Raw genomic sequence first — 19,468 nt, forward strand, 5'->3', positions numbered from 1 at the left:
CAGCGGCCTCCGGTCCCGCGCGGTCAGTACCCCCGGGGCTGGTACGGCCTGTTGTACGGATCGTCGTACTGTACGGGCGGCGCGGGCGCCGGGCGCGGAGCCGCCGCCGGACGCATCGCCTCGTACCCCGTGGCGGGCATCGGGCGCTGCGGCTGACGCGGTGGCTGGGGCGGCTGCGGCTGGGCGGCCGGGTAGCCGCGCTGCGGCGCCTGCTGCGGGATGTACGGCGCGGGCGCGTGCTGCAGCGGCATGGGCTGCGGCATCGGCTGCTGCTGGTAGCCGCTGCCGTACGAGGGGGCCGCGGGCTGGGCGGAGGGACCCGCGGGGAGGGCGGGCAGCGCGGAGGGCAGAGCCGGCAGATAGCTGTTGCCCGTGTCGTAGGCCGAAGGCACTCTGATCGGGGCGATCTGAGGCGTGCCCCGCTCCGCGACCAAGGAGTCGTAGATAGGGGTGTCCGGGAACGACGGCGCGGTGTAGTAACCGCCGCCGTAGGTGGCGCGGGGGGAGGTCATGGAACATAAGTTAAGCCCACGATGTGCCGGTTGGGGAGTCGGATAAGGGGGTTGTTTCGGGAGCTGTGGGCGGCTTCGGATCCCCAATGCGAGCGAACTTGGGAAAAACGGTCGTCCGGCAGTGTTCGGATCGTGTAAAGGGCAAGCTAGCAGGGGGTTACGGCGGGTCTCGCGGGGTCCGAACCACGTTCCTGCCATTAGGTTTGGCGGCACAAAATCTTCGGACACCCGACGCGCGATGGGGGCGAGCATGTCCATGCTTAAGGGAGCGAATCTTCCGGTACCGGTACCCGCCGTCCGGGTCGAATTGGGATGGCGTTCAGGACCCGGCGTACCGGACGTCGACGCGTCCGCGCTCCTGCTCGTCTCGGGGAAGGTCCGCTCCGACGCGGACTTCGTCTTCTACAACCAGCCGGAGCACGCCTCGGGCGCGGTACGCCACGAGAACAAGAAGACCGCGGGAGCCGGTGTCACCGACACCGTCACCGTCGATCTCGCACGTGTGGAGCCCTCCGTCGAGCGGATCGTTCTGGCGGCGTCGGCCGACGGCGGCAACTTCGGCCGGGTGCCGGGGCTCCATGTACGGGTGCTGGACGCTGCGGCGGGCACCGAGATCGCGCGGTACGACAGCCAGGACGCGACCGTCGAGACGGCGTTCGTCCTGGGTGAGCTGTACCGGCGGCAGGGAAACTGGAAGTTCCGTGCCGTGGGGCAGGGGTACGACAGCGGACTCGCGGGCCTGGCCAGGGATTTCGGAATCTCCGTCGACGAACCGCAGCAGAGCGCGGCGCCCGCTCCCACACGTGTCGCACAGCCCGCGCCCGCTCGTACGGTCGCGCCGCCGGCTCCTCCCGCGCCCGTGCCCGCTCCGGCGCCCGCTCCGGCACCCGTACGGCTCAGCAAAGTCACCCTGACCAAGGAGGCACCGACCGTCTCCCTCTCCAAGCAGGGCGGCAACTCCGGTGCGATGCGCGTGAACCTCAACTGGCAGGTGCGCAAACAGTTCAAGGGCTGGGGAGCCAAACTCGGCCGGGCCGTCGCCATGCACGGTGATCTCGATCTCGACCTGTGCGCTCTCTATGAACTCACCGACGGCCGCAAAGGCGTCGTCCAGGCGCTCGGCAATGCCTTCGGCGCGCTCAACCAGCCGCCGTACATCCATCTCGACGGCGACGACCGCACGGGCGGCTCCGCCAGCGGCGAGAACCTCACCATCAACCTCGACCACAAGGACCGGCTGCGCAGGATCGTCATCTTCGTGACGATCTATGAAGGCGCGCGCAGTTTCGCGGATCTCGACGCGACGGTGACCCTCCAGCCACAGCACGGCGCCCCGATCGAGTTCTCACTCGGCGAATGCACCGTGCCCTCGACGGTCTGCTCACTCGCGCTGATCACCAATACCGGCTCGGACCTCGTCGTCCAGCGCGAAGCGCGCTTTCTCGTACCGGAACGCGGGGTGAGTCCGCAGCGGACCATCGATTACGCCTATGGCTGGGGCATGAACTGGACGCCGGGCAGGAAGTGATCCATCCGTCAGGGGTCCGGCGTGGCCCGGGGGCGGGTGTACGTACGCCCCTTCCAGGCCGCGCCGCGGCCCCGGTAGTGCTGCACGGCGGAGTCGACCGTCATCAGCAGATAGAGCGATGCCGTCAACGGCAGGAGCGGAGCCAGCGCGAGCGTCTGCCGGTAGTACCGCAGCATGGGGATGTACGTCGCCGTCATCACCGCCCATGCGGCGAATCCCAGCCACCCGGCGGCCGTGTCCCCGGCGGACACCCCCACGCCCAGCGCGAGCGGCGGCGCCAGATAGATCACCGCGAGCCCCGCCACCGTACCGGCGAGCACCAGCGGATTGTGCCTGAGCTGTGCGTAGGCACTGCGCGAGACCATCCGCCAGAGGTCCGCCAGCCGCGGATACGGACGCACACTGTCCACCCGGTCCGCGAGCCCGAGCCAGATCCGGCCGCCATCACGCCGTATCGCGCGCGCCAGTGACACATCGTCGATCACGGCCTGATGGATCGAGTCGGGAATCCGCGCCCGCACGGCGGCCTCCGTACGGAGGAGGACACAGCCGCCGGCCGCCGCGGCCGTGCGCCCGCCGGGGCGGTTGATCCAGCGGAACGGATAGAGCTGCGCGAAGAAGTAGACGAACGCCGGTACGACGAGCTTCTCCCACAGGCTCACCACCCGCAGCCGCGCCATCTGCGAGACCAGATCGAGTTCGTGCGCGCGGGCGGCGGCCACCAGCTCCCGCAGACTGTCCGGCTCATGGGCGATGTCGGCGTCCGTCAGCAGCAGATACTCGGGGTCGTGGGCACGGGCCAGCGCGATGCCATGGCGCAGCGCCCACAGCTTTCCGGTCCAGCCGGGCCCGGGTTCGCCGGGCGAGGCGACGGTCAGCGGCAGCCCGCCGTAGCGTGCAGAGAGTTCGCGGGCGAGTACGCCCGTACCGTCCTCGCTGCCGTCGTCGATCAGGAAGACCTCGGCCTCGCCCGGATAGACCTGCGCCAGCAGGGACGGCAGGCTCGCGGGCAGCACGGCCGCCTCGTCCCTGGCCGGTACGACGACGGCGACGGACGGCCAGCAGGCAGCGGGTCCTTCCGGTACGTGGTACTCCTCGTGCGCCGGCAGCCGCTGATCCGTACGCCAGAAGAACCCCTGACCCAGCAACAGCCAGCCCCACGCGGCCAGCGAACCCATGGCGATCCAGGCAACGGCACTCACCCGCCGCAGTCTGCCCCACATCGCCGGGACCGCACACGCGGTCGACTATGGTGACCGAGTGAAGATCGCGCTCATGGACTCGGGCATCGGCCTGCTCGCGGCGGCCGACGCGGTACGCAGACGGTGCCCCGAGGCAGATCTCGTCCTCTCCTGCGACCCCGACGGAATGCCCTGGGGCCCGCGTTCGCCGGAGGATGTCACCGAACGGGCCCTCGCCGTCGCCCGCGCCGCCGCCGAGCACCAGCCCGACGCGCTGATCGTGGCCTGCAACACCGCCTCCGTGCACGCCCTGCCGACGCTCCGCGCCGAACTGGAGCCGGCGCTGCCGGTCATCGGTACGGTCCCGGCGATCAAGCCGGCCGCGGCCGGCGGCGGGCCCCTCGCGATCTGGGCCACCCCGGCCACCACCGGGAGCCCGTACCAGCACGGGCTGATCCGCGACTTCGCTCCGGCGGTGGACGTCACCGAGGTGCCCTGCCCGGGGCTGGCGGACGCGGTGGACGCCGCCGACGAGACGGCGATCGACCGCGCGGTGGCCGCGGCGGCGGCGCTCACACCGCGCGACGCGCGGGCCGTCGTCCTGGGGTGCACCCATTACGAACTGGTCGAGGAACGCATTCGTACGGCCCTCCAGCGGCCGGGACTGCCCGCGGTCGTCCTGTACGGCTCGGCGGACGCGGTCGCCGCGCAGGCGCTGCGGAGGGTGGGAGCGGCTGTCGCCGACGGGGCGGGCGGCGGACGGGGGCCGGTGACATCGGTCACGCCGGCGGGTCCGTCCGGCGGGCGGCTCACCGTACTGCTCAGCGGTCGGGAGGGCGTACTGCCCGAGCCCGCGCTCGCCTACGCGGAAGGGCGGCTCCTGGCCGCCGTCAGCCAGGTGCGCTGACCCGGGCTGACCTGAACGGAGCATCTTCACGGGCGCGTCCGGGGTACGTCCGGAGCGCCTGCTGGACGTCCGTCGCGGCCGTACCGAAGGCTCGCGGAGACGCTCGGACGGCAGACGGGACGCATGCGCGGCCACGTTCGGAGTACGCGGGGAGCGGTCGGGAAGTGCCCCTGGAGTAACGCGGCATCAGCTCGCCGAGGGGCTACCGGCCCGGCGGAACCTGGGTAGTCTGCAAGACATGAGGGAGCATCCCCGGCATGAGGGCGACGCCGCTGAGCCCTTGCCCGACACCTGGACGGGCCGCGCCACCAACCGTGTGCAGTGGCTCCTCGCCGCCGCGGGCGCCGCGTGCATCGCGCTCGGTGTTCTGCTGGCCGTGGAATTCTCCTGGTCCTCCGGCTTCGCCGCGCTGCTGATGGCGGTCGTCGGCTGTGTGACGGCGGGACTGCTCGTCCTGTTCGGGACGCTGGCGTTCGTGCATGTCGCGGTCAGGGTCGAGGGCGACTGCCTGGAAGTGCGCTGCGGTCACATGGGACTGCCGCGCCGCCGCATTCTGCTCGCCCATGTCGTGGACGCCGATTTCGAGCCACGGGTCACGCCGCGCCAGTGGGGCGGCTGGGGATACCGGTGGCGGCCCGAGAGGGGCACGGCCGTGGTGGTGCGCCGGGGTGAGGCCCTGGTGCTCAAGCTGGGCGACGGCAGGATCTTCACGGTGACGGTGGACGACGCCGAGTCGGCGGTGCGGTTCATCCGCAGCCGTCTGCAGCTCGCGCCGAAGCCCAACGCGGCGGGCATCTGACGCCTGCCTGTCCTTCTGACGCCTCCTGTCCTGCTTTACGCGCGTCGGCTCGGTTTTACGTCGGCGTTGTCTTACGTCGTCGTTTTTGCGTTGTCGTTTTGTTCGTCCGCGCATTGCGTCGTACGCGCATCGCGTCGTACGCGTCAGGCCGGTGCCGTACGGGCATGACCCGCGCCGGGATCGCCGGGGCCAGGGCCGTCGGGGCCGGCACCGGGCCTTGTCTCCGGCCGTGCCGTGGCCAGGCCCGCCAGCAGCCCCGCGCCCGCCGTCACCGAGGTGAAGCTCAGCGCGTTGCCCACGCTCGCCACGGCGGCGAGGGCCGTCAGCGCCGCCCCGGCCGTGAGGGCCACCGGCGTCGAGCACGCCGAGCGGGCCAGCCCGTACATCAGCCAGCCGTACACCGCGCCGAGCAGCACGACTCCCACGACGCCCTGCTCCGCCGCCTGCTGGAGCGGTGCCGAGTGCGGGGTGCCGTCGCTGTCCAGCGCGCGGGTCGCGGTCGGACTGAGATCGCCGAAACGGTCGGGCCCGGAGCCCAGCAGCGGATGCTCCTCCGCCAAGTCGGCCGCGTCCTGCCAGAGCGCCACCCGGTACTGGGTGAGCTGCCCCTCGAGCGACACCGAGAGGCCCTCCGGCAGAACCTGCTCGGCCACCGCCCACGACATGCCCACCACCAGCGCCGTGACCAGCGCCAGCCCGGCGAGACCGGCCGCCCGCCGCCGCGTCCTGGCCGCCGCCAGCGAGCACAGCACCACCCCGAGCACCGCGATGAACCCCGCGATCGAGCCGAAGAGCAGCGCGGCTCCCGTGATCGTCAGCGCGAGCAGCCACAGCACCAGCCGTACGGCAGGGAGCCGGGCCGCCGTCGCCGCGCAGCAGGCCGCCCCCGCCGCCAGCACCAGCAGCCCGGCGACCGCGCCCACGTCCCCGGGCGGTGTGCCCACGGAGAGGGCCATGCCGAACCCCTCATGGCCTGATGCGATCGCCGCCGCGAGTCCGGCGACGGCCGTCACCGAGGCGGCACCGACCGGTACGAGGGATCCGCTGATCCGGCCGCAGGCGTAACCGGCCGTGACGGCGAGCACCGCGAGCAGGACGCCCTCGGGCCGGCCGCCGTTGCCCGCCGCGCTGATCAGCGCCCACAAGGCGCAGCCGCCGAGGACCGCGGCGCCGAGGACATCGGGAGCGCTGCCGCGTTCACGTACGACTGATCGTTCCAACGGCGGTTCCGCAGGTGCGGTCATCCCGTCGCCCCCCGAACTCTGACGGGCCCCGCCCACAACCGCCGGATCCGGCCATGTGACAAGGACTGGCGCACACGCTAACGGCAGTGGTGGCGATGTGTGGAGGGATTGCGAAGGAATGTCACCGTACGTGTCGATCGCATGTGCCGACCGTCACGACGACGGGGTGATGACTCGGCTGTACGGGATCGGTCGTGGGCGTTTGTCATATGAAGTCGAATGAAGTCCATGAACCGGTCGTACGGACCAGTCGTACGAATCGGCCGTACGAGTCGGCCGTGCTCGGCCATATATATCGGGCATATTCATCAGTCCCGCGAGCCGGGCTTATGCGCCGGGCGTACGCACCGCGCGTACGGTCGGTCCGCCGGACTCCGTGGTCCGTACTTTCTGCCCGGACACCGTGGCCCGTACCGAGTGGTGCCCGTACTCCGTACATACGCCCGTGCTCCCGCGTGACGGCGGCCCACCGTAGACTCCGCCGGGTGAGCGCCACCATCACCACCGCCGAGCCGACCCCGTCCGCCCCGGCCCCGGCGGGCCGAGGGCTGTCCGCGCTGCTGCGACGGTTCATCCGGCCGGGCGCCGCCGTGCTGTCCGGCGTCATGCTGTACGTGAGCTTCCCGCCCCGCACCCTGTGGTGGCTGGCGCTGCCCGGCTTCGCCCTGCTGGGCTGGAGCCTCTACGGCCGCCGGCTGCGCGCCGCTTTCGGTCTCGGCTATCTGGCGGGCCTGGGCTTTCTGCTGCCGCTCCTGGTCTGGACGGGCGCGGAGGTCGGCCCGGGACCATGGCTCGCGCTGGTCGCGATCGAGGCGCTCTTCATCGCTTTCACCGGGATGGGGATCGCGGCCGTGTCGCGCCTGCCGGTATGGCCGGTGTGGGCCGCGGCGGTGTGGATCCTGGGCGAGGCGGTCCGGGCCCGGGTGCCCTTCGGTGGTTTCCCCTGGGGCAAGATCGCCTTCGGCCAGGCCGACAGCGTCTTCCTGCCGCTGGCCGCGGTCGGCGGTACTCCGGTGCTCGGTTTCGCCGTCGTCCTGTGCGGCCTCGGCCTGTACGAGGTGGTGCGGCAGGTCCTCGCGTACCGTACGGCCGGAACGTTCCCGCGCCGTGCGGCGTCCGTCGCGGCCCTCACCGTCCTCGTACCCGTCGCGGCGGCGCTCGCCGCCCTGCCGCTGGTGGACGACTCCGCCGAGGACGGCACCGCGACCGTCGCGGCGATCCAGGGCAATGTGCCCAGGGCAGGCCTCGAATTCAACGCCCAGCGCCGCGCCGTGCTCGACAACCATGTGCGCAGGACCCTCCAACTCGCCGACGATGTGAAGTCCGGCAAGGAGCCGCAGCCCGATTTCGTCCTGTGGCCGGAGAACTCCTCGGACATCGACCCCTACCGCAACCCCGACGCGCGGGCCGTGATCGATCAGGCCGCGAAGGCGATCGGCGTACCGATCTCCGTCGGTGCCGTGGTCACCCCGGACACCGGACCGCTGCGCAACACCCAGATCCTCTGGGACCCGGAACACGGCCCGACCGCCACCTACGACAAGCGGCAGATCCAGCCCTTCGGCGAGTATCTGCCACTTCGTTCCCTCGTACGGATGATCAGCCCCGGATATGCGGACATGGTGCGCCGGGACTTCGGGCGCGGCACGGAGCCGGGCGTCTTCGATCTCGCGGGGACGCGGGTCGGGCTCGCCACGTGTTACGAGGCGGCCTTCGACTGGGCGGTACGGGACACCGTCACGAACGGCGCGCAGCTCATCTCCGTACCCAGCAACAACGCGACCTTCGACCGCAGCGAGATGACCTATCAGCAGCTCGCGATGTCGCGGGTGCGGGCGGTCGAGCACAGCAGGACCGTCGTGGTGCCCGTCACGAGCGGGGTCAGCGCCATCATCCAGCCGGACGGAACGATCACCCAGAAGTCGGGGATGTTCACTCCGGACGCGCTGGTCGCGAAGGTCCCGCTCCGCTCCTCGCTGACGCCCGCGACCCGGCTCGGGACGCTGCCCGAGGGGCTGCTGGCGGCTGTGGCGCTGGGCGGACTCGGCTGGGCGACGGCCCGCTCGGTCCGTGGTTCCGCGCGAGCCGGCGGGCAGCCGGCGGACGCCCGTTAGGGTCGGGGGCATGGGAACCCCTGACTTCATCCGAGAGATCCGCGCCACCGCGGGCCACCAGCTTCTTCTGCTGCCCGGTGTCAGCGCGATCGTCTTCGACGACGACGGGCGCGTGCTGCTCGGGCGCCGCGCCGACACCGGGCGGTGGTCGATCATCGGCGGGATCCCGGAGCCGGGGGAGCAGCCCGCGGGCGCCGCGGTACGTGAGGTGTACGAGGAGACCGCCGTGCGATGTGTGGCGGAGCGGGTCGTGCTCGTCCAGGCGCTCAAGCCGGTCACCTATCCCAATGGCGACGAGTGCCAGTACATGGACATCACCTTCCGCTGCCGGGCGGTGGGCGGTGAGGCGCGGGTCAATGACGACGAGTCCCTGGAGGTCGGGTGGTTCCCGGTGGACGGGCTGCCGGAGCTGGCGGACTTCGCCCTGCTGCGGATCAAGCAGGCGCTGACCGACGCACCCACATGGTTCGAGCCCATGCCTTCCTGGTGAAGTATGGGCGCTGACCACATCGGTCGGGGCTTGGGCGCTGCTTAGGGTGCGGATTATGACCGCGCCCACCACATCAGGTCCCGTTTCCCGCCCGCCCGGGTCCGCCGCCGCGGAGGCCTCCGGCGGGGGACCCGCTTCCGATTCCTCCCCGGCCACCGCTCCGACCGCCCCTGTCGCGCTCGACCTCGGCGGCCGTGTCGCCCTGGTCACCGGCGCCGCGAGCGGGATCGGCCGGGCCTGCGCGCTGAGACTCGCGGCGGCCGGAGCCCGGGTCAGAGCCGTGGACCGGGACGCGGAAGGGCTCGACGGCCTGGCCATGGACGCCAAGGGGCTGGTGGGCGCCGTCGAACCGAGCGTCCTCGATCTGACCGACCTCGACGCGGCGGAGCGGGTCGCCGCGGGCACGGACGTCCTCGTCAACAACGCCGGACTGCAACTGGTGCGCCCCATCGAGGAGTTCCCGGCAGAGGTCTTCCACACCGTCCTCACCGTCATGCTGGAGGCCCCCTTCCGACTGATCCGTGGCGCGCTGCCGCACATGTACGGACAGGGGTGGGGCCGGATCATCAATGTGTCCTCGGTACACGGGCTGCGCGCCTCGGCCTTCAAGTCCGCCTATGTGGCCGCCAAACATGGTCTCGAAGGTCTCTCCAAGACCGCGGCGCTCGAAGGGGCGTCGCGCGGGGTCACCTCCAACTGCGTCAACCCGGGGTATGTGCGTACACCACTGGTCGAGAAGCAGATCGCGGACCAGGCGGAGACCCATCGCATCCCGGAGGAACGGGTCCTGGCCGATGTACTGCTCCAGGACTCCGCGCTGAAGCGGCTTCTGGAACCGGACGAGGTCGCTGAGGCGGTGGCCTATCTCTGCACCCCGCAGGCGTCCTTCATCACGGGGACCTCGCTCGCCCTCGACGGCGGCTGGACCGCGCACTGAGCCTGTCGGCTGAGCCTTTCGGGCGGCCGCGTTTTCCACATCGCTTGCGTTGTCCACAGGGCTGGCGCGGCCGGCCGTACGACGGGTAATCCTGTGTCCATGTCCCAAGAACAGGCTTCCTACCTGGAACTCCTCGCGCGCGGCGCCGCGGCGGAGGCATACGACCGGCCCGCGCTGCTCGCCCGTGCCGACGGCGCGGCGGCGGAGACGCTCCTCGCGCTGGAGAACGCCAAGCAGCTCGCCCTGCGCGTACGGGCCGAGCTGGCGGAGCGGCGCCGCCGGGAGGCCGAGCTGTCGGCGCTCTTCGAGACCGCGCACGACCTGGCCGGGCTGCGCGATCTCGACGCCGTGCTCCGTGCGATCGTGCAGCGCGCCCGGTCCCTGCTGGGCACGGAGGTCGCGTATCTGTGCCTCAACGACCCGGACGAGGGCGACACTTATATGCGTGTCACGGACGGTTCGGTCTCCGCCCGCTTCCAGCAGCTCAGGCTCGGCATGGGCGAGGGGCTCGGCGGGCTGGTCGCCCAGACCGCCCGCCCCTATGTCACCGACAGCTATTTCGACGATCCCCGCTTCCAGCACACCAGTGCCATCGACTCGGGTGTGCAGGACGAGGGGCTGGTCGCCATCCTCGGTGTGCCGCTGATGCTGGGCAGCCAGGTCATCGGGGTGCTCTTCGCCGCCGACCGCCATGCCCGGGTCTTCGAGCGTGAACAGATAGCGCTCCTCGGCTCGTTCGCCGCGCACGCCGCGGTCGCCATCGACACCGCGAATCTGCTGGGAGAGACCCGTACGGCGCTCGCGGAGCTGGAGAAGGCCAACGAGATCATCAAGGAGCACAGCGCGGTCATCGAGCGCGCCTCGGACGTGCACGACCGGCTGACCGAACTCGTGCTGCGCGGCGGCGGGGTCCACGACGTGGCGAGCGCGCTGTCCGAAGTGCTGGACGGCACCGTGGAGTTCGCGGGCCCCGGCTCCGCCTCGGTGACGGCGCTGGAGCTGACCGGGACCGACGGCCGCGCCAAATGCCATGGCGAGGTCTGGGGCGCGGCCGTCTCGGCCGGCGGTGAGCTGCTCGGCGCGCTCGTCCTGCGCGGCCATCCCGGGCTCGACCCCGTCGACCAGCGGACCCTTGAGCGGGCCGCCATGGTCACCTCACTGCTGCTGCTCGCGCGCCGTTCCGCGGGCGAGGCGGAACAGCGGGTGCGAGGCGAGCTGTTGGACGACCTGCTCGACGCCCCCGACCGGGACCCCCGGCTGCTGCGCGAGCGAGCCGTCCGGCTGCGCGCGGATCTCGACGCCCCGCATGTGGTGCTGGCCGCCAGGATCGACGGCCCCGCCCCCGACACCACGGAACGCGAGACCGCCGACCGGCGCCGGCTCTGGTCCGCCGCGTCCCATCTCGCCGCCACCGGACAGGGACTGGCCGCCACCCGCGACGGGGGCACGGTCCTGCTGCTGCCGCTCGCCCCCGGCGACACGGCCGCCGGACTCGCCCGCCGTACGGCCAGACAGCTCGGCGGCGCGCTGCGCGAGCCCGTCACCATCGGCGCGTCCGCCGTCGTCGAGGCGCCCGCGGCCCGGCCCGGGGCGATAGCGGAGGCGTACGCGGAGGCCAGACGCTGTCTCGACGCGCTGCGGCTGCTGGGCCGCTCCGGCGACGGCGCGGCCGCCCAGGACCTGGGCTTCCTCGGACTGCTGCTCGCCGACACCCGCGACATCGAGGGCTTCGTCCAGCGCACCATCGGCGACCTCGTCGACTACGACCGACGCCGCGGTACGGACCTGGTCCGCACCCTGGGGGCCTACTTCGAGTCCGGGATGAGCCCGGCCCGTACGAAGGACGAGCTGCACGTCCACGTCAACACCGTGGCCCAGCGGCTCGAACGGGTCGCCCGGCTGCTCGGCCCCGACTGGCAGTCCCCGGCCCGGGCTCTGGAGATCCAGCTCGCCCTGCGGCTGCACGCGATGGCCGCCGCTGTCGTGCGGTGAGGAGCGTTACCTCCACACGACAGCGACAGCGGCGGCCATGGCCGGACCGTCCCGTACGCGCCCGAGGCGTCAGGCGCGCGGGGTACGGAGGGAAGCCGCGGTTCCGGCGTCGGCTCCGGCGCCACGCGGCGCCGGCACCTTCGCGGAATCCGGCTCGGCGTCGACGTCCGCGAGATCCCGGTTCCGGGTCTCCCGGGCGCAGGCGATCGCCACGACGGTGATCAGCGCGGCGGCGATGACATAGAGAGCGATCGGTGTGGAGCTGTCGTAGTCGGCGAGCAGCGCCGTCGCGATGAGCGGCGCGGGCGCGCCGGCGGCCACCGACGCGAACTGCGCGCCGATCGAGGCCCCCGAGTAACGCATCCGGGTCGCGAACATCTCCGAGAAGAACGCCGCCTGAGGCGCGTACATCGCCCCGTGCAGCACCAGCCCGACCGTCACGGCCACCAGCAGATTGCCGAAGCTCGCGGTGTCGATCAGCGCGAAGAACGGGAACATCCAGGCCCCGACACCGACCGCGCCGATCACATAGACCGGCCGTCGGCCGATCCGGTCCGACAGCGCGCCCCAGGCGGGGATCACCGCGAAGTGCACGGCGGAGCCGATGAGTACGGCGTTGAGCGCGGTCTGCTTGCTCACCTCGGCCGCGGTCGTCGCGTACACCAGGATGAACGCGGTGATCACGTAGTAGCTGATGTTCTCCGCCATCCGCGCGCCCATCGCCACCAGCACATCACGCCAGTGGTGCCGGAGGACCGCGACGACCGGCATCTTCTCGGCCGCGGCGGCGGACTTCCGCTGCTCGGCCTGGGCCAGTGCCGCCTTGAAGACGGGGGACTCGTCGACGGAGAGCCGGATCCACAGCCCGACCAGCACCAGTACACCGGAGAGCAGGAACGGTATGCGCCAGCCCCACGAGGTGAAGGCGGCGTCCGAGAGCAGTGCGGTGAGCGCCGAGAGCACCCCGGTCGCGAGCAACTGCCCGGCCGGCGCACCGGTCTGCGGCCAAGAAGCCCAGAACCCGCGCCGCTTCGCGTCCCCGTGCTCCGACACCAGCAGCACGGCCCCGCCCCACTCACCACCGAGCGCGAACCCCTGGACCAGCCGCAGCACGGTCAGCAGCACGGGTGCGGCCGTACCGATCGTGGCATGTGTGGGCATCAGCCCGATGGCGAAGGTCGCGCCGCCCATCATCAGCAGGCTCAGCACGAGCAGCTTCTTCCGCCCCATCCGGTCCCCGAAATGCCCGAAGACCAGCGCCCCGATGGGCCGTGCGGCAAACCCGACCGCGTAGGTCAGAAAGGAGAGCAGCGTCCCGACGAGCGGATCGGAGTCGGGAAAGAAGAGCTTGTTGAAGACGAGCGCGGCGGCCGAGCCGTACAAGAAGAAGTCGTACCACTCGATGGTGGTCCCGATAAGGCTCGCGGCGACAATGCGCTTGAGTGAGCGGGGCGTTGGCGGAGCGGATGCCGAGGCAGCCATGGTCACCACTTCCGGACGGGATGGGGACGGTATGTGTCGCCACACCGTAGGAATGCCGACGTCAAGGGCACATGTGGTGGGGCACCATAGTTCGGGGCCGGGGTGTGCATGTGCGCCCCATGTCAGCCATCCGGGACGTGCGGCACGGGCGCGATCGACAGCGGAGCGGCCGGGGGCCGAGCATCCCGTGGAGCAGGCCCTCGTCGTGCTCTGCCCTGGGAGCAGGAACATGGCCTCCGTACTCGCCGATGTGGCACGTGGCGCCGGGACGGCAGTGATCTGGTCTGTCATGGTCCAGCTCGTGCTGTCGGTGGCGTAACGGTTCGGCGATCTCCGTCCGGCGGGTGCCGGGCATGGGCTATCACCGGGGCATGGTGACTGCGGCTTTCCCTTCGTGGGCTCATTGCGGGCAAGGTGCCGGTCCGGGCGATCTGGTCGGGTGCCGTGGGGTCGCCATCCCGGGGTCCGCCCGCTGCCTGGCGCACGCCACCCCGGCCGAGCAGACCGCATACCTGGCGTCCCTTTCCCCCGGCGCGGACCTGGATCTGCGGGGGACAGCCGTCGATGCGGCACACATCCAACAGATCCACGTGCGGACGAACGACCCCGCCACCGGGAGAGCGAGGCTGGGAAACGTCCTCTTGGACCAGGCCACCTTCGCCGAAGAGGCAGAGTTCTCATCGACCGACTTCACCGGAAGTGTTTCCTGTACGCAGTGCACCTTCGAGGGCAACGCCTGGTTCGACGGCGCCGTTTTTGCCAAGGGCGCCAGTTTCAAAGCGGCGCACTTCGTCGGGGACGCCCGGTTCGACCGGACCGCCTTCCCCACAGACGTCTGGTTCGTCGAGACCACCTTCTCCGGCGACGCCCATTTCACGGAGTCCGAATTCGGAAGCGGCTGGTTCCACCGGGCCTCCTTCGCCCAGAACGTCCTGCTCACCGGAGCCGTTTTCGCCAGGCATGCCGGTTTCAACGCGACTTTCGCGCGTGCGTCATGGCTCGGGCCCCTGTCGTGCGGGACAACGCTGGACCTGGGCGGCGCGGTGTTCGCGGCGCGGGTGACCGTACAGGCCGCCGCGCGCAAGGTGGCATGCCGCCGCACCCAGTGGGCTCAGCCGGCGACGCTGACGCTGCGCTACGCCGAGGTCGACCTGACAGACGCCGTGTGCGAGTACCCGCTGGCCGTGGCCGGGCATCTGCGCCCCTTCCTCACCCCGACGGGACCGCTGGACGAGAGCGCGCTGGCCAGCGCGCCGGAACAGCCAAGGGTGGCCTCATTGCAGGGGGTGGACGCAGCCCAATTGCTTCTGACCGACCTTGACCTGACCGAGTGCCTGTTCGCCGGCACGATCCACCTGGACCAGGTGCGCCTGGAGGGCGACTGCTCCTTTGCCAAGGCGCCTGCCGGCTTTCACTGGCGGCGCTGGCGCGTGGTACGTCACACTCGCCGCAGCACCCTGGCCGAGGAGCAGCACTGGCGCTCCACCCGGCCCGCTTCGGTCCCCGGGTGGCAACTGCCCCTGCCCGGCGCGGACATCGTGCAGCCCAGCGCCCTGGCGGCGCTGTACCGCGCGCTGCGCAAGTCCTACGAGGACTCCAGTAACGCACCGGGCGCCGCGGACTTCTACTACGGCGAGATGGAGATGCGCCGCGTCGATCGACGCACCGCACCGGCCGAACGCGGCCTGATCACCGCGTACTGGGCCCTGTCCGGCTACGGCCTGCGCGCCACCCGCGCACTCGGGTGGCTGCTGCTCGCAGTGATCCTCACCATGCTCGTGATGATGCTCTGGGGTCTGCCGGAACGGGACGCTCCGTTGCTCAGCACCGGCACTCTCACCGGCCACCGCATCACGATGACCACCGACGACTCCGATCCCGAAAACCCCACCGGACCGGTCACTGACCGCCTCACCAGCGCACGCTTCGAGAAGAGCCTGCGCGTTGTCGTCAACTCCGTCATCTTCCGTACCAGTGGCCAGAACCTCACCACCACCGGCACCTACACCGAAATGGCCTCGCGCCTCACCGAACCCGTTCTCCTCGGCTTGGCCGCCCTGGCCGTCCGTGGCCGCATCAAACGTTGACCCTGTGCGCCGCCGCAGCGCGAGGCAGGGGTGCGGACTGGACGACTATCTGGTCCGCCGCTATCAGCGGCTGGCACCGGCAGACGACCCTTGCGACGGGGTCACAGCCCGTAAAGCTGTGACCCCGTCGCACCAACCGCAGTTGTGGGTCACCGGCCGCCGGTCACCTGCTCCCTGAGGCGGCCGGTCTTCGGCCTTCCGCGGAGTGCGGACTTGCCGGGATGTGTGCCTACAGATGCGGGAGGACGAAGTTGAATCCCTGGGCGCTGTGGGCACCGCCGGCCTTGCAGACGCCGTCGGTCGGATAGCCCCAGAAGAACATGGAGTAGCACTTCTGGCAGAAGCGCCAGTTGTTCTGGGAGTACAAATTTGCAGGCACGTCGTGCGGAAGGGTGAAGTTGAATCCCTGGGCGCTGTGCGGGCCGCCGGCCGGGCAGACGCCGTCGGTCGGGTAACCCCAGAAGAACATGGAGAAGCACTTCTGGCAGAAGCGCCAATTGGCCTGCGCGGTCGAGGTTTCCGGCAGGCTGTGGGGGAGGTTGAAGTTGAACCCCTGCGCGGTGTGCCCGCCGCCGGTCGGGCAGACGCCGTAGTTCGGCTTGTAGCCCCAGAAGTGCATCACGAAACACTTCGAGCAGAATGCCCAGCTCGTCTGGGTCGCCTGGGCCCCGGCGGGCTTGGCGGAAGCGGGGGTGGCAAGGGCGCCGGTCGCCGCCGTGGCTCCGACCAGACCGGCGGTCACCCCCAGCGATCTGACGAGAAAGGTCCTTCTGCCCGACAACTCGGTTTCATTCCGCTTGGGCGAGTTCTCGGATTCCCTCAGGATGTCCATGGCTGAACCTCTCCTTCAATCCTGTCGGCAGATTGCCGCGCAGCGCGTTTCGCCTGAATCAGGGGGAATCGCTTCCGTACGCCACCCGCGGCACTGAGAAAATACGGTTCGAGGCCGTGTCGCGTCGTGAGTAACGGGCTACTCAATCTCAGGCATGAGCCCGCGGGACCGCCGGGCGCTGACCGTACGCGGCGGGCGCGCCGACGACCGACGGCCGAGCTGTCCGACCGCGCTCACCGCCGGACCGGCTGCGCCGGGGCCCGATGACGTGCGCGAGTACGTGAGCGAACACCTCTGGGACCTGGTTACGGGCGAGGTGTGCGCGGCAGCTTGCCGACCCCTATGTCGACAACCAGGAGAAGCGGCAGGCGGAGCCTGGTGTGCTGGCGGGCGTGGTCCTGCGATATCTAGGCCCCGTCTGCCAGGCGGAAGGCCAGCTCCGTACGCCATTTCTCCGGGTTCGGCTCCTCCGCCGGGTTCGTCAGGAAGCGCTCCAGGCGGCAGCCCCACCGGTCGCCGGACGGCGTCTCCTTCCTGTCCCACTCCATCCCGTGCGCCCGGGCCCACTCCAAGAAGTCGCGGGTCACCGCGACGTCGGCGGTGCCGGCGCAGACGGCGGTCAGATATCGGCCGCCCGGCAGTACGCCGGCGGACAGCCCGCTGTCCGTTGGCAGCTCCCGCGTTGTCGCCACAGGTACCCCGGCCTCCACCTCAAGCAGGTTCTTCATGTCGATCACGTGGTAGCGGAGAAAGGGCGGCCCCGCCGGTGCGATCCCGAGTCCCGCCAGCCGGCCGATGGCCCAGGGCACGAGGTCCGCGATCTCGTGGAGCGTCTCCATGGTGACGCTGCGGGAGACCCCGACGTACGGCTGCTCATCGCGTACGGAGACAGTCGGCTGTTCGATCAGATATGCGTTCATGACCTGGTAGACCGCCTCCGGCCCGCAAACTCATCGCATGACCACGCCGAAGGCCGACAGTCTTCGACGGCGCCGGTCATCGCGCCATCGCGCGAGTACGCCCACCCGGGGCCGTCGCCGGATGGAGTCGTCAGGCGAAGTCCGGCTCAGGGTTCAGGGCGGTCACCAGGCGCACCGCGCGCGGCGCCTGCTCGTGGGCGTCGGCCGGGGTACGTTCCCGTAGTGCGTCGGCACGGCGGGTGACGGACGGTGGACGGCGGCCACGACCACTCAGATGCGGCGGCCATGGTGGCCGGAGGCGCTCCCACGACGCTTCCGTTCGCAAGTGGTCGGGTTCTACGCGGAGTCTCGGAGGAACGCCTCGATTGCCTTCAGGCCCGGTTGGTACCCGTTCGACGTGTCCACTGTCAGCATCGGCACGTCGAGCGAGATGGGCGTGAAACGGTCGTACGAGAACTTCCCCGCGGCAATCGCGTCCAGAAGCTCTTGGTCGGCGTGGGCTGCCCGATGGGCGGAGTCCCTGGCGCGTTGGGCAATCCTGCTCTGGGCGACGGCTGACGGCGTGGTGCAGCGCACGACACGGATCCGTGCGAATGCGGCAAGGGGTTCCAGGCCACGCTTCCATAACTTGTCCTGGTACGCCGCCTCGGCGACCACGGTCGTTCCGGCCTTCAACAGTGCCGTCAGCACCTCGAAGAAGGCATCCAGTGTGCGGTAGTTGAGAGGATCGTCGCCGTCGCTCCGGTGGTCAGGTGTCGCCAGAACCATCCCTTGCTTGATCTCGTCGCGAATGATCGCGGGACAACCCAGCTCCCGTGCGACGTTGTGGGCCAGCGTCGTCTTGCCGGTTCCTGGCGGCCCGCTCACAACAGCCAGCGTGGGAGAACTCGTGGAGCTGTTGGAGTGCGACATGGGCGAAATCCTCGTTATGTTCGTTCGGCAAAGAAGGCGGCTGAAGCCCGCCCAGGTGGTCCAGGTGGCGGGAGCAAACATCCGGACATCACCTCGGGATTTGGGCTGCGTGCTCTGTACAGGGGTACGTCGGTGTGTCGTCGCAGTCGCCGATGTCACGCTTTGCGACATTTCAAGCTGCGGGGCATTCCGTTCCGCTTCCAAGCAAAGAAAGGGATGTCGTGAAACGAATCGGCGTGTGCGCCCTGTCCCTTGCCGCCTCCGTGGCCCTGACGGGTGCGACCGCGGGGCATGCCTCCGCGGGCACCGGAGACGATCCCTCGACCGTAACCGTCGTCTTGAACCAGGGTGACGGCAACCTGTTCAACCAGGGTGACGGCAACAGCAACAACACTCAGGTCGGCGACGGGAACACGGCAGGGGGACACACCGTCACCCCGACGCCAGGCCCCTTGCCCGTTGTGACTACCTTCTACAGTCCGCTGGTGAGCGTGCAGCCAGGGCAGACACGCAGGGTGACCGCTACCTGCGGCGCGAACATGGAGGCGCTTTCCGGCGCCTACCAGCAGACCGGTCTGCAGGTGCTGCAGACCAGCCAGACCGCCAACTCGTTCATCGTCGAGGTGGAGAACACCAGTACGTTGGTGGGAGCCGCGGTGGCTTCGGTCAACTGCGTGTCGCTGTAGCACGGCAGGGATCGCCTGCCCGGCCTGGTGTCCGTACGTACGGTGCTGCGACCAGGGCATGCCTGTGCCTTTCGGGCCACGGGGGAGCATCGCAAGGCGGGGCATCAGTCTCGTACGGGGCGTACTCGGCTGACTCCGACAACGCGGCGAGGTGCCGTCCGCCGCGGCAGCGGCCGATGTCACTGCGGCGTCGCGGGCCCACGAAGAACCGCCGGACAGGGACTAAGCCTCTGGTGACGCCCCATCGGCGCCGATGACGCCGTAGGTGCGGTGTGGGCGTACGAGCACGGCGGTGCGGCGCTCTTGGGCCATTGTGCGGTCGTACGCCTGCCAGTCGTCGTGGATGCCGCCAGCGGCGGTGTAGATCTCGCGTAGGAGCAGGCGGATGCCTTCCGCGTCGAAGGCGGGGTGCGGGTCGTCGGGGCCGATCAGTTCGGCGGTGCCGTCGTGGGCTGCCCAGGTCCATCCGGAGCGTGCGGTGACGGTGAGCTGGGGGCGGGCGCGGAGGTTGGCGAGCTTGACGCGGCCGTAGGTGACGAAGGCGGCGACGGGCGTCCCGGTGGTCGGGTGAGGCATCACGGCGAGGTTGACCACGGAGGAGTGGATGCTCTGGTCGGCCCGCAGGGTCGAGACCACGGCCAGATGCCGCTGTTCGCGCAGGAGGCGGTCGAAGTCGTCGAGGGTTGTCATAGGTGCTCCTGACGGGCCGGGGGTGGGCGGTGCGCCTGCGGTCCTGTGGGTGGTTTCGCTTTTCGGTCTTGCTCGCAGTCTCGCATAGTGGGTTCGGAAAGCGAACCAACCCGATGGGGAGGCGCCGCACCCTCGCGGGCTGGGCGGTGCGGTGA

Annotated in this window: 17 protein-coding genes; 9 read left to right on the top strand and 8 right to left on the bottom strand. The window is 70.3% G+C overall.

What is annotated here, in order from left to right; genetic code table 11:
* Positions 1-23: 23 nt before the first annotated feature.
* A complete protein-coding gene (locus KQY30_RS32495; protein WP_217310112.1) occupies positions 24-512 on the bottom strand; it encodes a DUF6643 family protein in 489 nt (162 codons plus the stop codon).
* Positions 513-762: 250 nt separating this feature from the next.
* On the opposite strand from KQY30_RS32495, the gene KQY30_RS32500 reads away from it, so the two are divergent.
* Entirely contained in the window at positions 763-2,040 is a 1,278-nt protein-coding gene (locus KQY30_RS32500; protein ID WP_254407421.1) for a TerD family protein, read from the top strand.
* 8 nt (positions 2,041-2,048) lie between these two features.
* Here KQY30_RS32500 and KQY30_RS32505 read toward each other — a convergent pair whose 3' ends face one another.
* The gene (locus tag KQY30_RS32505; RefSeq protein WP_217311437.1) at positions 2,049-3,218 is read right to left on the bottom strand and encodes a glycosyltransferase; all 1,170 of its coding nucleotides are present in this window, start codon (positions 3,216-3,218) and stop codon (positions 2,049-2,051) included.
* Positions 3,219-3,300: 82 nt separating this feature from the next.
* Here KQY30_RS32505 and KQY30_RS32510 point away from each other — a divergent pair, with 82 nt between their 5' ends.
* Positions 3,301-4,128: a glutamate racemase gene (locus KQY30_RS32510; RefSeq protein WP_254407422.1), complete on the top strand. Its 828-nt coding sequence runs from the start codon at positions 3,301-3,303 to the stop codon at positions 4,126-4,128.
* 238 nt (positions 4,129-4,366) lie between these two features.
* Positions 4,367-4,927, top strand: a complete 561-nt coding sequence (locus KQY30_RS32515) for a hypothetical protein (RefSeq protein ID WP_217310115.1) — start codon at positions 4,367-4,369, stop codon at positions 4,925-4,927.
* Positions 4,928-5,070: 143 nt separating this feature from the next.
* On the opposite strand, the gene KQY30_RS32520 is transcribed toward KQY30_RS32515, so the two are convergent.
* On the bottom strand, positions 5,071-6,171 hold the full coding sequence (locus tag KQY30_RS32520) for an O-antigen ligase (RefSeq protein WP_217310116.1): 1,101 nt from the start codon (positions 6,169-6,171) through the stop codon (positions 5,071-5,073).
* Positions 6,172-6,656: 485 nt separating this feature from the next.
* On the opposite strand from KQY30_RS32520, the gene lnt reads away from it, so the two are divergent.
* From lnt to KQY30_RS32540, 4 genes are all read left to right on the top strand, one after another.
* Entirely contained in the window at positions 6,657-8,285 is a 1,629-nt protein-coding gene (gene lnt, locus KQY30_RS32525) for an apolipoprotein N-acyltransferase (protein ID WP_254407423.1), read from the top strand.
* Between the two features lie 10 nt (positions 8,286-8,295).
* Positions 8,296-8,775 (top strand): NUDIX domain-containing protein, encoded by a 480-nt coding sequence (locus tag KQY30_RS32530; protein ID WP_217310118.1) that lies wholly within the window; start codon positions 8,296-8,298, stop codon positions 8,773-8,775.
* Between the two features lie 55 nt (positions 8,776-8,830).
* The gene (locus KQY30_RS32535; protein ID WP_217310119.1) at positions 8,831-9,712 is read left to right on the top strand and encodes a 3-hydroxybutyrate dehydrogenase; all 882 of its coding nucleotides are present in this window, start codon (positions 8,831-8,833) and stop codon (positions 9,710-9,712) included.
* 99 nt (positions 9,713-9,811) lie between these two features.
* Complete coding sequence (locus tag KQY30_RS32540; protein ID WP_217310120.1) at positions 9,812-11,704, top strand: GAF domain-containing protein; 1,893 nt, start codon at positions 9,812-9,814, stop codon at positions 11,702-11,704.
* 69 nt (positions 11,705-11,773) lie between these two features.
* On the opposite strand, the gene KQY30_RS32545 is transcribed toward KQY30_RS32540, so the two are convergent.
* Entirely contained in the window at positions 11,774-13,186 is a 1,413-nt protein-coding gene (locus KQY30_RS32545; protein WP_217310121.1) for an MFS transporter, read from the bottom strand.
* A gap of 371 nt (positions 13,187-13,557) precedes the next feature.
* On the opposite strand from KQY30_RS32545, the gene KQY30_RS32550 reads away from it, so the two are divergent.
* A complete protein-coding gene (locus KQY30_RS32550) occupies positions 13,558-15,273 on the top strand; it encodes a pentapeptide repeat-containing protein (RefSeq protein WP_217311438.1) in 1,716 nt (571 codons plus the stop codon).
* A gap of 229 nt (positions 15,274-15,502) precedes the next feature.
* On the opposite strand, the gene KQY30_RS32555 is transcribed toward KQY30_RS32550, so the two are convergent.
* The 3 genes from KQY30_RS32555 to KQY30_RS32565 all read right to left on the bottom strand — a co-directional run bounded on the left by KQY30_RS32555 (position 15,503) and on the right by KQY30_RS32565 (position 17,937).
* On the bottom strand, positions 15,503-16,105 hold the full coding sequence (locus KQY30_RS32555; protein ID WP_217310122.1) for a hypothetical protein: 603 nt from the start codon (positions 16,103-16,105) through the stop codon (positions 15,503-15,505).
* A 407-nt stretch (positions 16,106-16,512) separates the two neighbouring features.
* On the bottom strand, positions 16,513-17,025 hold the full coding sequence (locus KQY30_RS32560; protein ID WP_217310123.1) for a GyrI-like domain-containing protein: 513 nt from the start codon (positions 17,023-17,025) through the stop codon (positions 16,513-16,515).
* 336 nt (positions 17,026-17,361) lie between these two features.
* Positions 17,362-17,937, bottom strand: coding sequence for an ATP-binding protein (locus KQY30_RS32565; protein WP_217310124.1), 576 nt, complete (start codon positions 17,935-17,937; stop codon positions 17,362-17,364).
* Positions 17,938-18,158: 221 nt separating this feature from the next.
* Between KQY30_RS32565 and KQY30_RS32570 the strand changes: the two genes are divergently transcribed.
* Positions 18,159-18,623, top strand: coding sequence for a hypothetical protein (locus tag KQY30_RS32570; protein ID WP_217310125.1), 465 nt, complete (start codon positions 18,159-18,161; stop codon positions 18,621-18,623).
* Between the two features lie 222 nt (positions 18,624-18,845).
* Here KQY30_RS32570 and KQY30_RS32575 read toward each other — a convergent pair whose 3' ends face one another.
* The gene (locus KQY30_RS32575) at positions 18,846-19,313 is read right to left on the bottom strand and encodes a TIGR03618 family F420-dependent PPOX class oxidoreductase (RefSeq protein WP_217310126.1); all 468 of its coding nucleotides are present in this window, start codon (positions 19,311-19,313) and stop codon (positions 18,846-18,848) included.
* Positions 19,314-19,468 lie beyond the last annotated feature (155 nt).

Source organism: Streptomyces sp. GMY02 (assembly GCF_019056675.1).
Lineage (GTDB): Bacteria > Actinomycetota > Actinomycetes > Streptomycetales > Streptomycetaceae > Streptomyces > Streptomyces odonnellii.

What these genes read in the sequence shown, in the direction of transcription:
- KQY30_RS32495 (WP_217310112.1), bottom strand. Translation starts at nt 512, where the DNA reads ATGACCTCCCCCCGCGCCACCTACGGCGGCGGTTACTACACCGCGCCG.
- KQY30_RS32500 (WP_254407421.1), top strand. Translation starts at nt 763, where the DNA reads ATGTCCATGCTTAAGGGAGCGAATCTTCCGGTACCGGTACCCGCCGTC.
- KQY30_RS32505 (WP_217311437.1), bottom strand. Translation starts at nt 3,218, where the DNA reads ATGGGTTCGCTGGCCGCGTGGGGCTGGCTGTTGCTGGGTCAGGGGTTC.
- KQY30_RS32515 (WP_217310115.1), top strand. Translation starts at nt 4,367, where the DNA reads ATGAGGGAGCATCCCCGGCATGAGGGCGACGCCGCTGAGCCCTTGCCC.
- KQY30_RS32520 (WP_217310116.1), bottom strand. Translation starts at nt 6,171, where the DNA reads ATGACCGCACCTGCGGAACCGCCGTTGGAACGATCAGTCGTACGTGAA.
- KQY30_RS32530 (WP_217310118.1), top strand. Translation starts at nt 8,296, where the DNA reads ATGGGAACCCCTGACTTCATCCGAGAGATCCGCGCCACCGCGGGCCAC.
- KQY30_RS32535 (WP_217310119.1), top strand. Translation starts at nt 8,831, where the DNA reads ATGACCGCGCCCACCACATCAGGTCCCGTTTCCCGCCCGCCCGGGTCC.
- KQY30_RS32540 (WP_217310120.1), top strand. Translation starts at nt 9,812, where the DNA reads ATGTCCCAAGAACAGGCTTCCTACCTGGAACTCCTCGCGCGCGGCGCC.
- KQY30_RS32545 (WP_217310121.1), bottom strand. Translation starts at nt 13,186, where the DNA reads ATGGCTGCCTCGGCATCCGCTCCGCCAACGCCCCGCTCACTCAAGCGC.
- KQY30_RS32550 (WP_217311438.1), top strand. Translation starts at nt 13,558, where the DNA reads ATGGTGACTGCGGCTTTCCCTTCGTGGGCTCATTGCGGGCAAGGTGCC.
- KQY30_RS32555 (WP_217310122.1), bottom strand. Translation starts at nt 16,105, where the DNA reads ATGGACATCCTGAGGGAATCCGAGAACTCGCCCAAGCGGAATGAAACC.
- KQY30_RS32560 (WP_217310123.1), bottom strand. Translation starts at nt 17,025, where the DNA reads ATGAACGCATATCTGATCGAACAGCCGACTGTCTCCGTACGCGATGAG.
- KQY30_RS32565 (WP_217310124.1), bottom strand. Translation starts at nt 17,937, where the DNA reads ATGTCGCACTCCAACAGCTCCACGAGTTCTCCCACGCTGGCTGTTGTG.
- KQY30_RS32575 (WP_217310126.1), bottom strand. Translation starts at nt 19,313, where the DNA reads ATGACAACCCTCGACGACTTCGACCGCCTCCTGCGCGAACAGCGGCAT.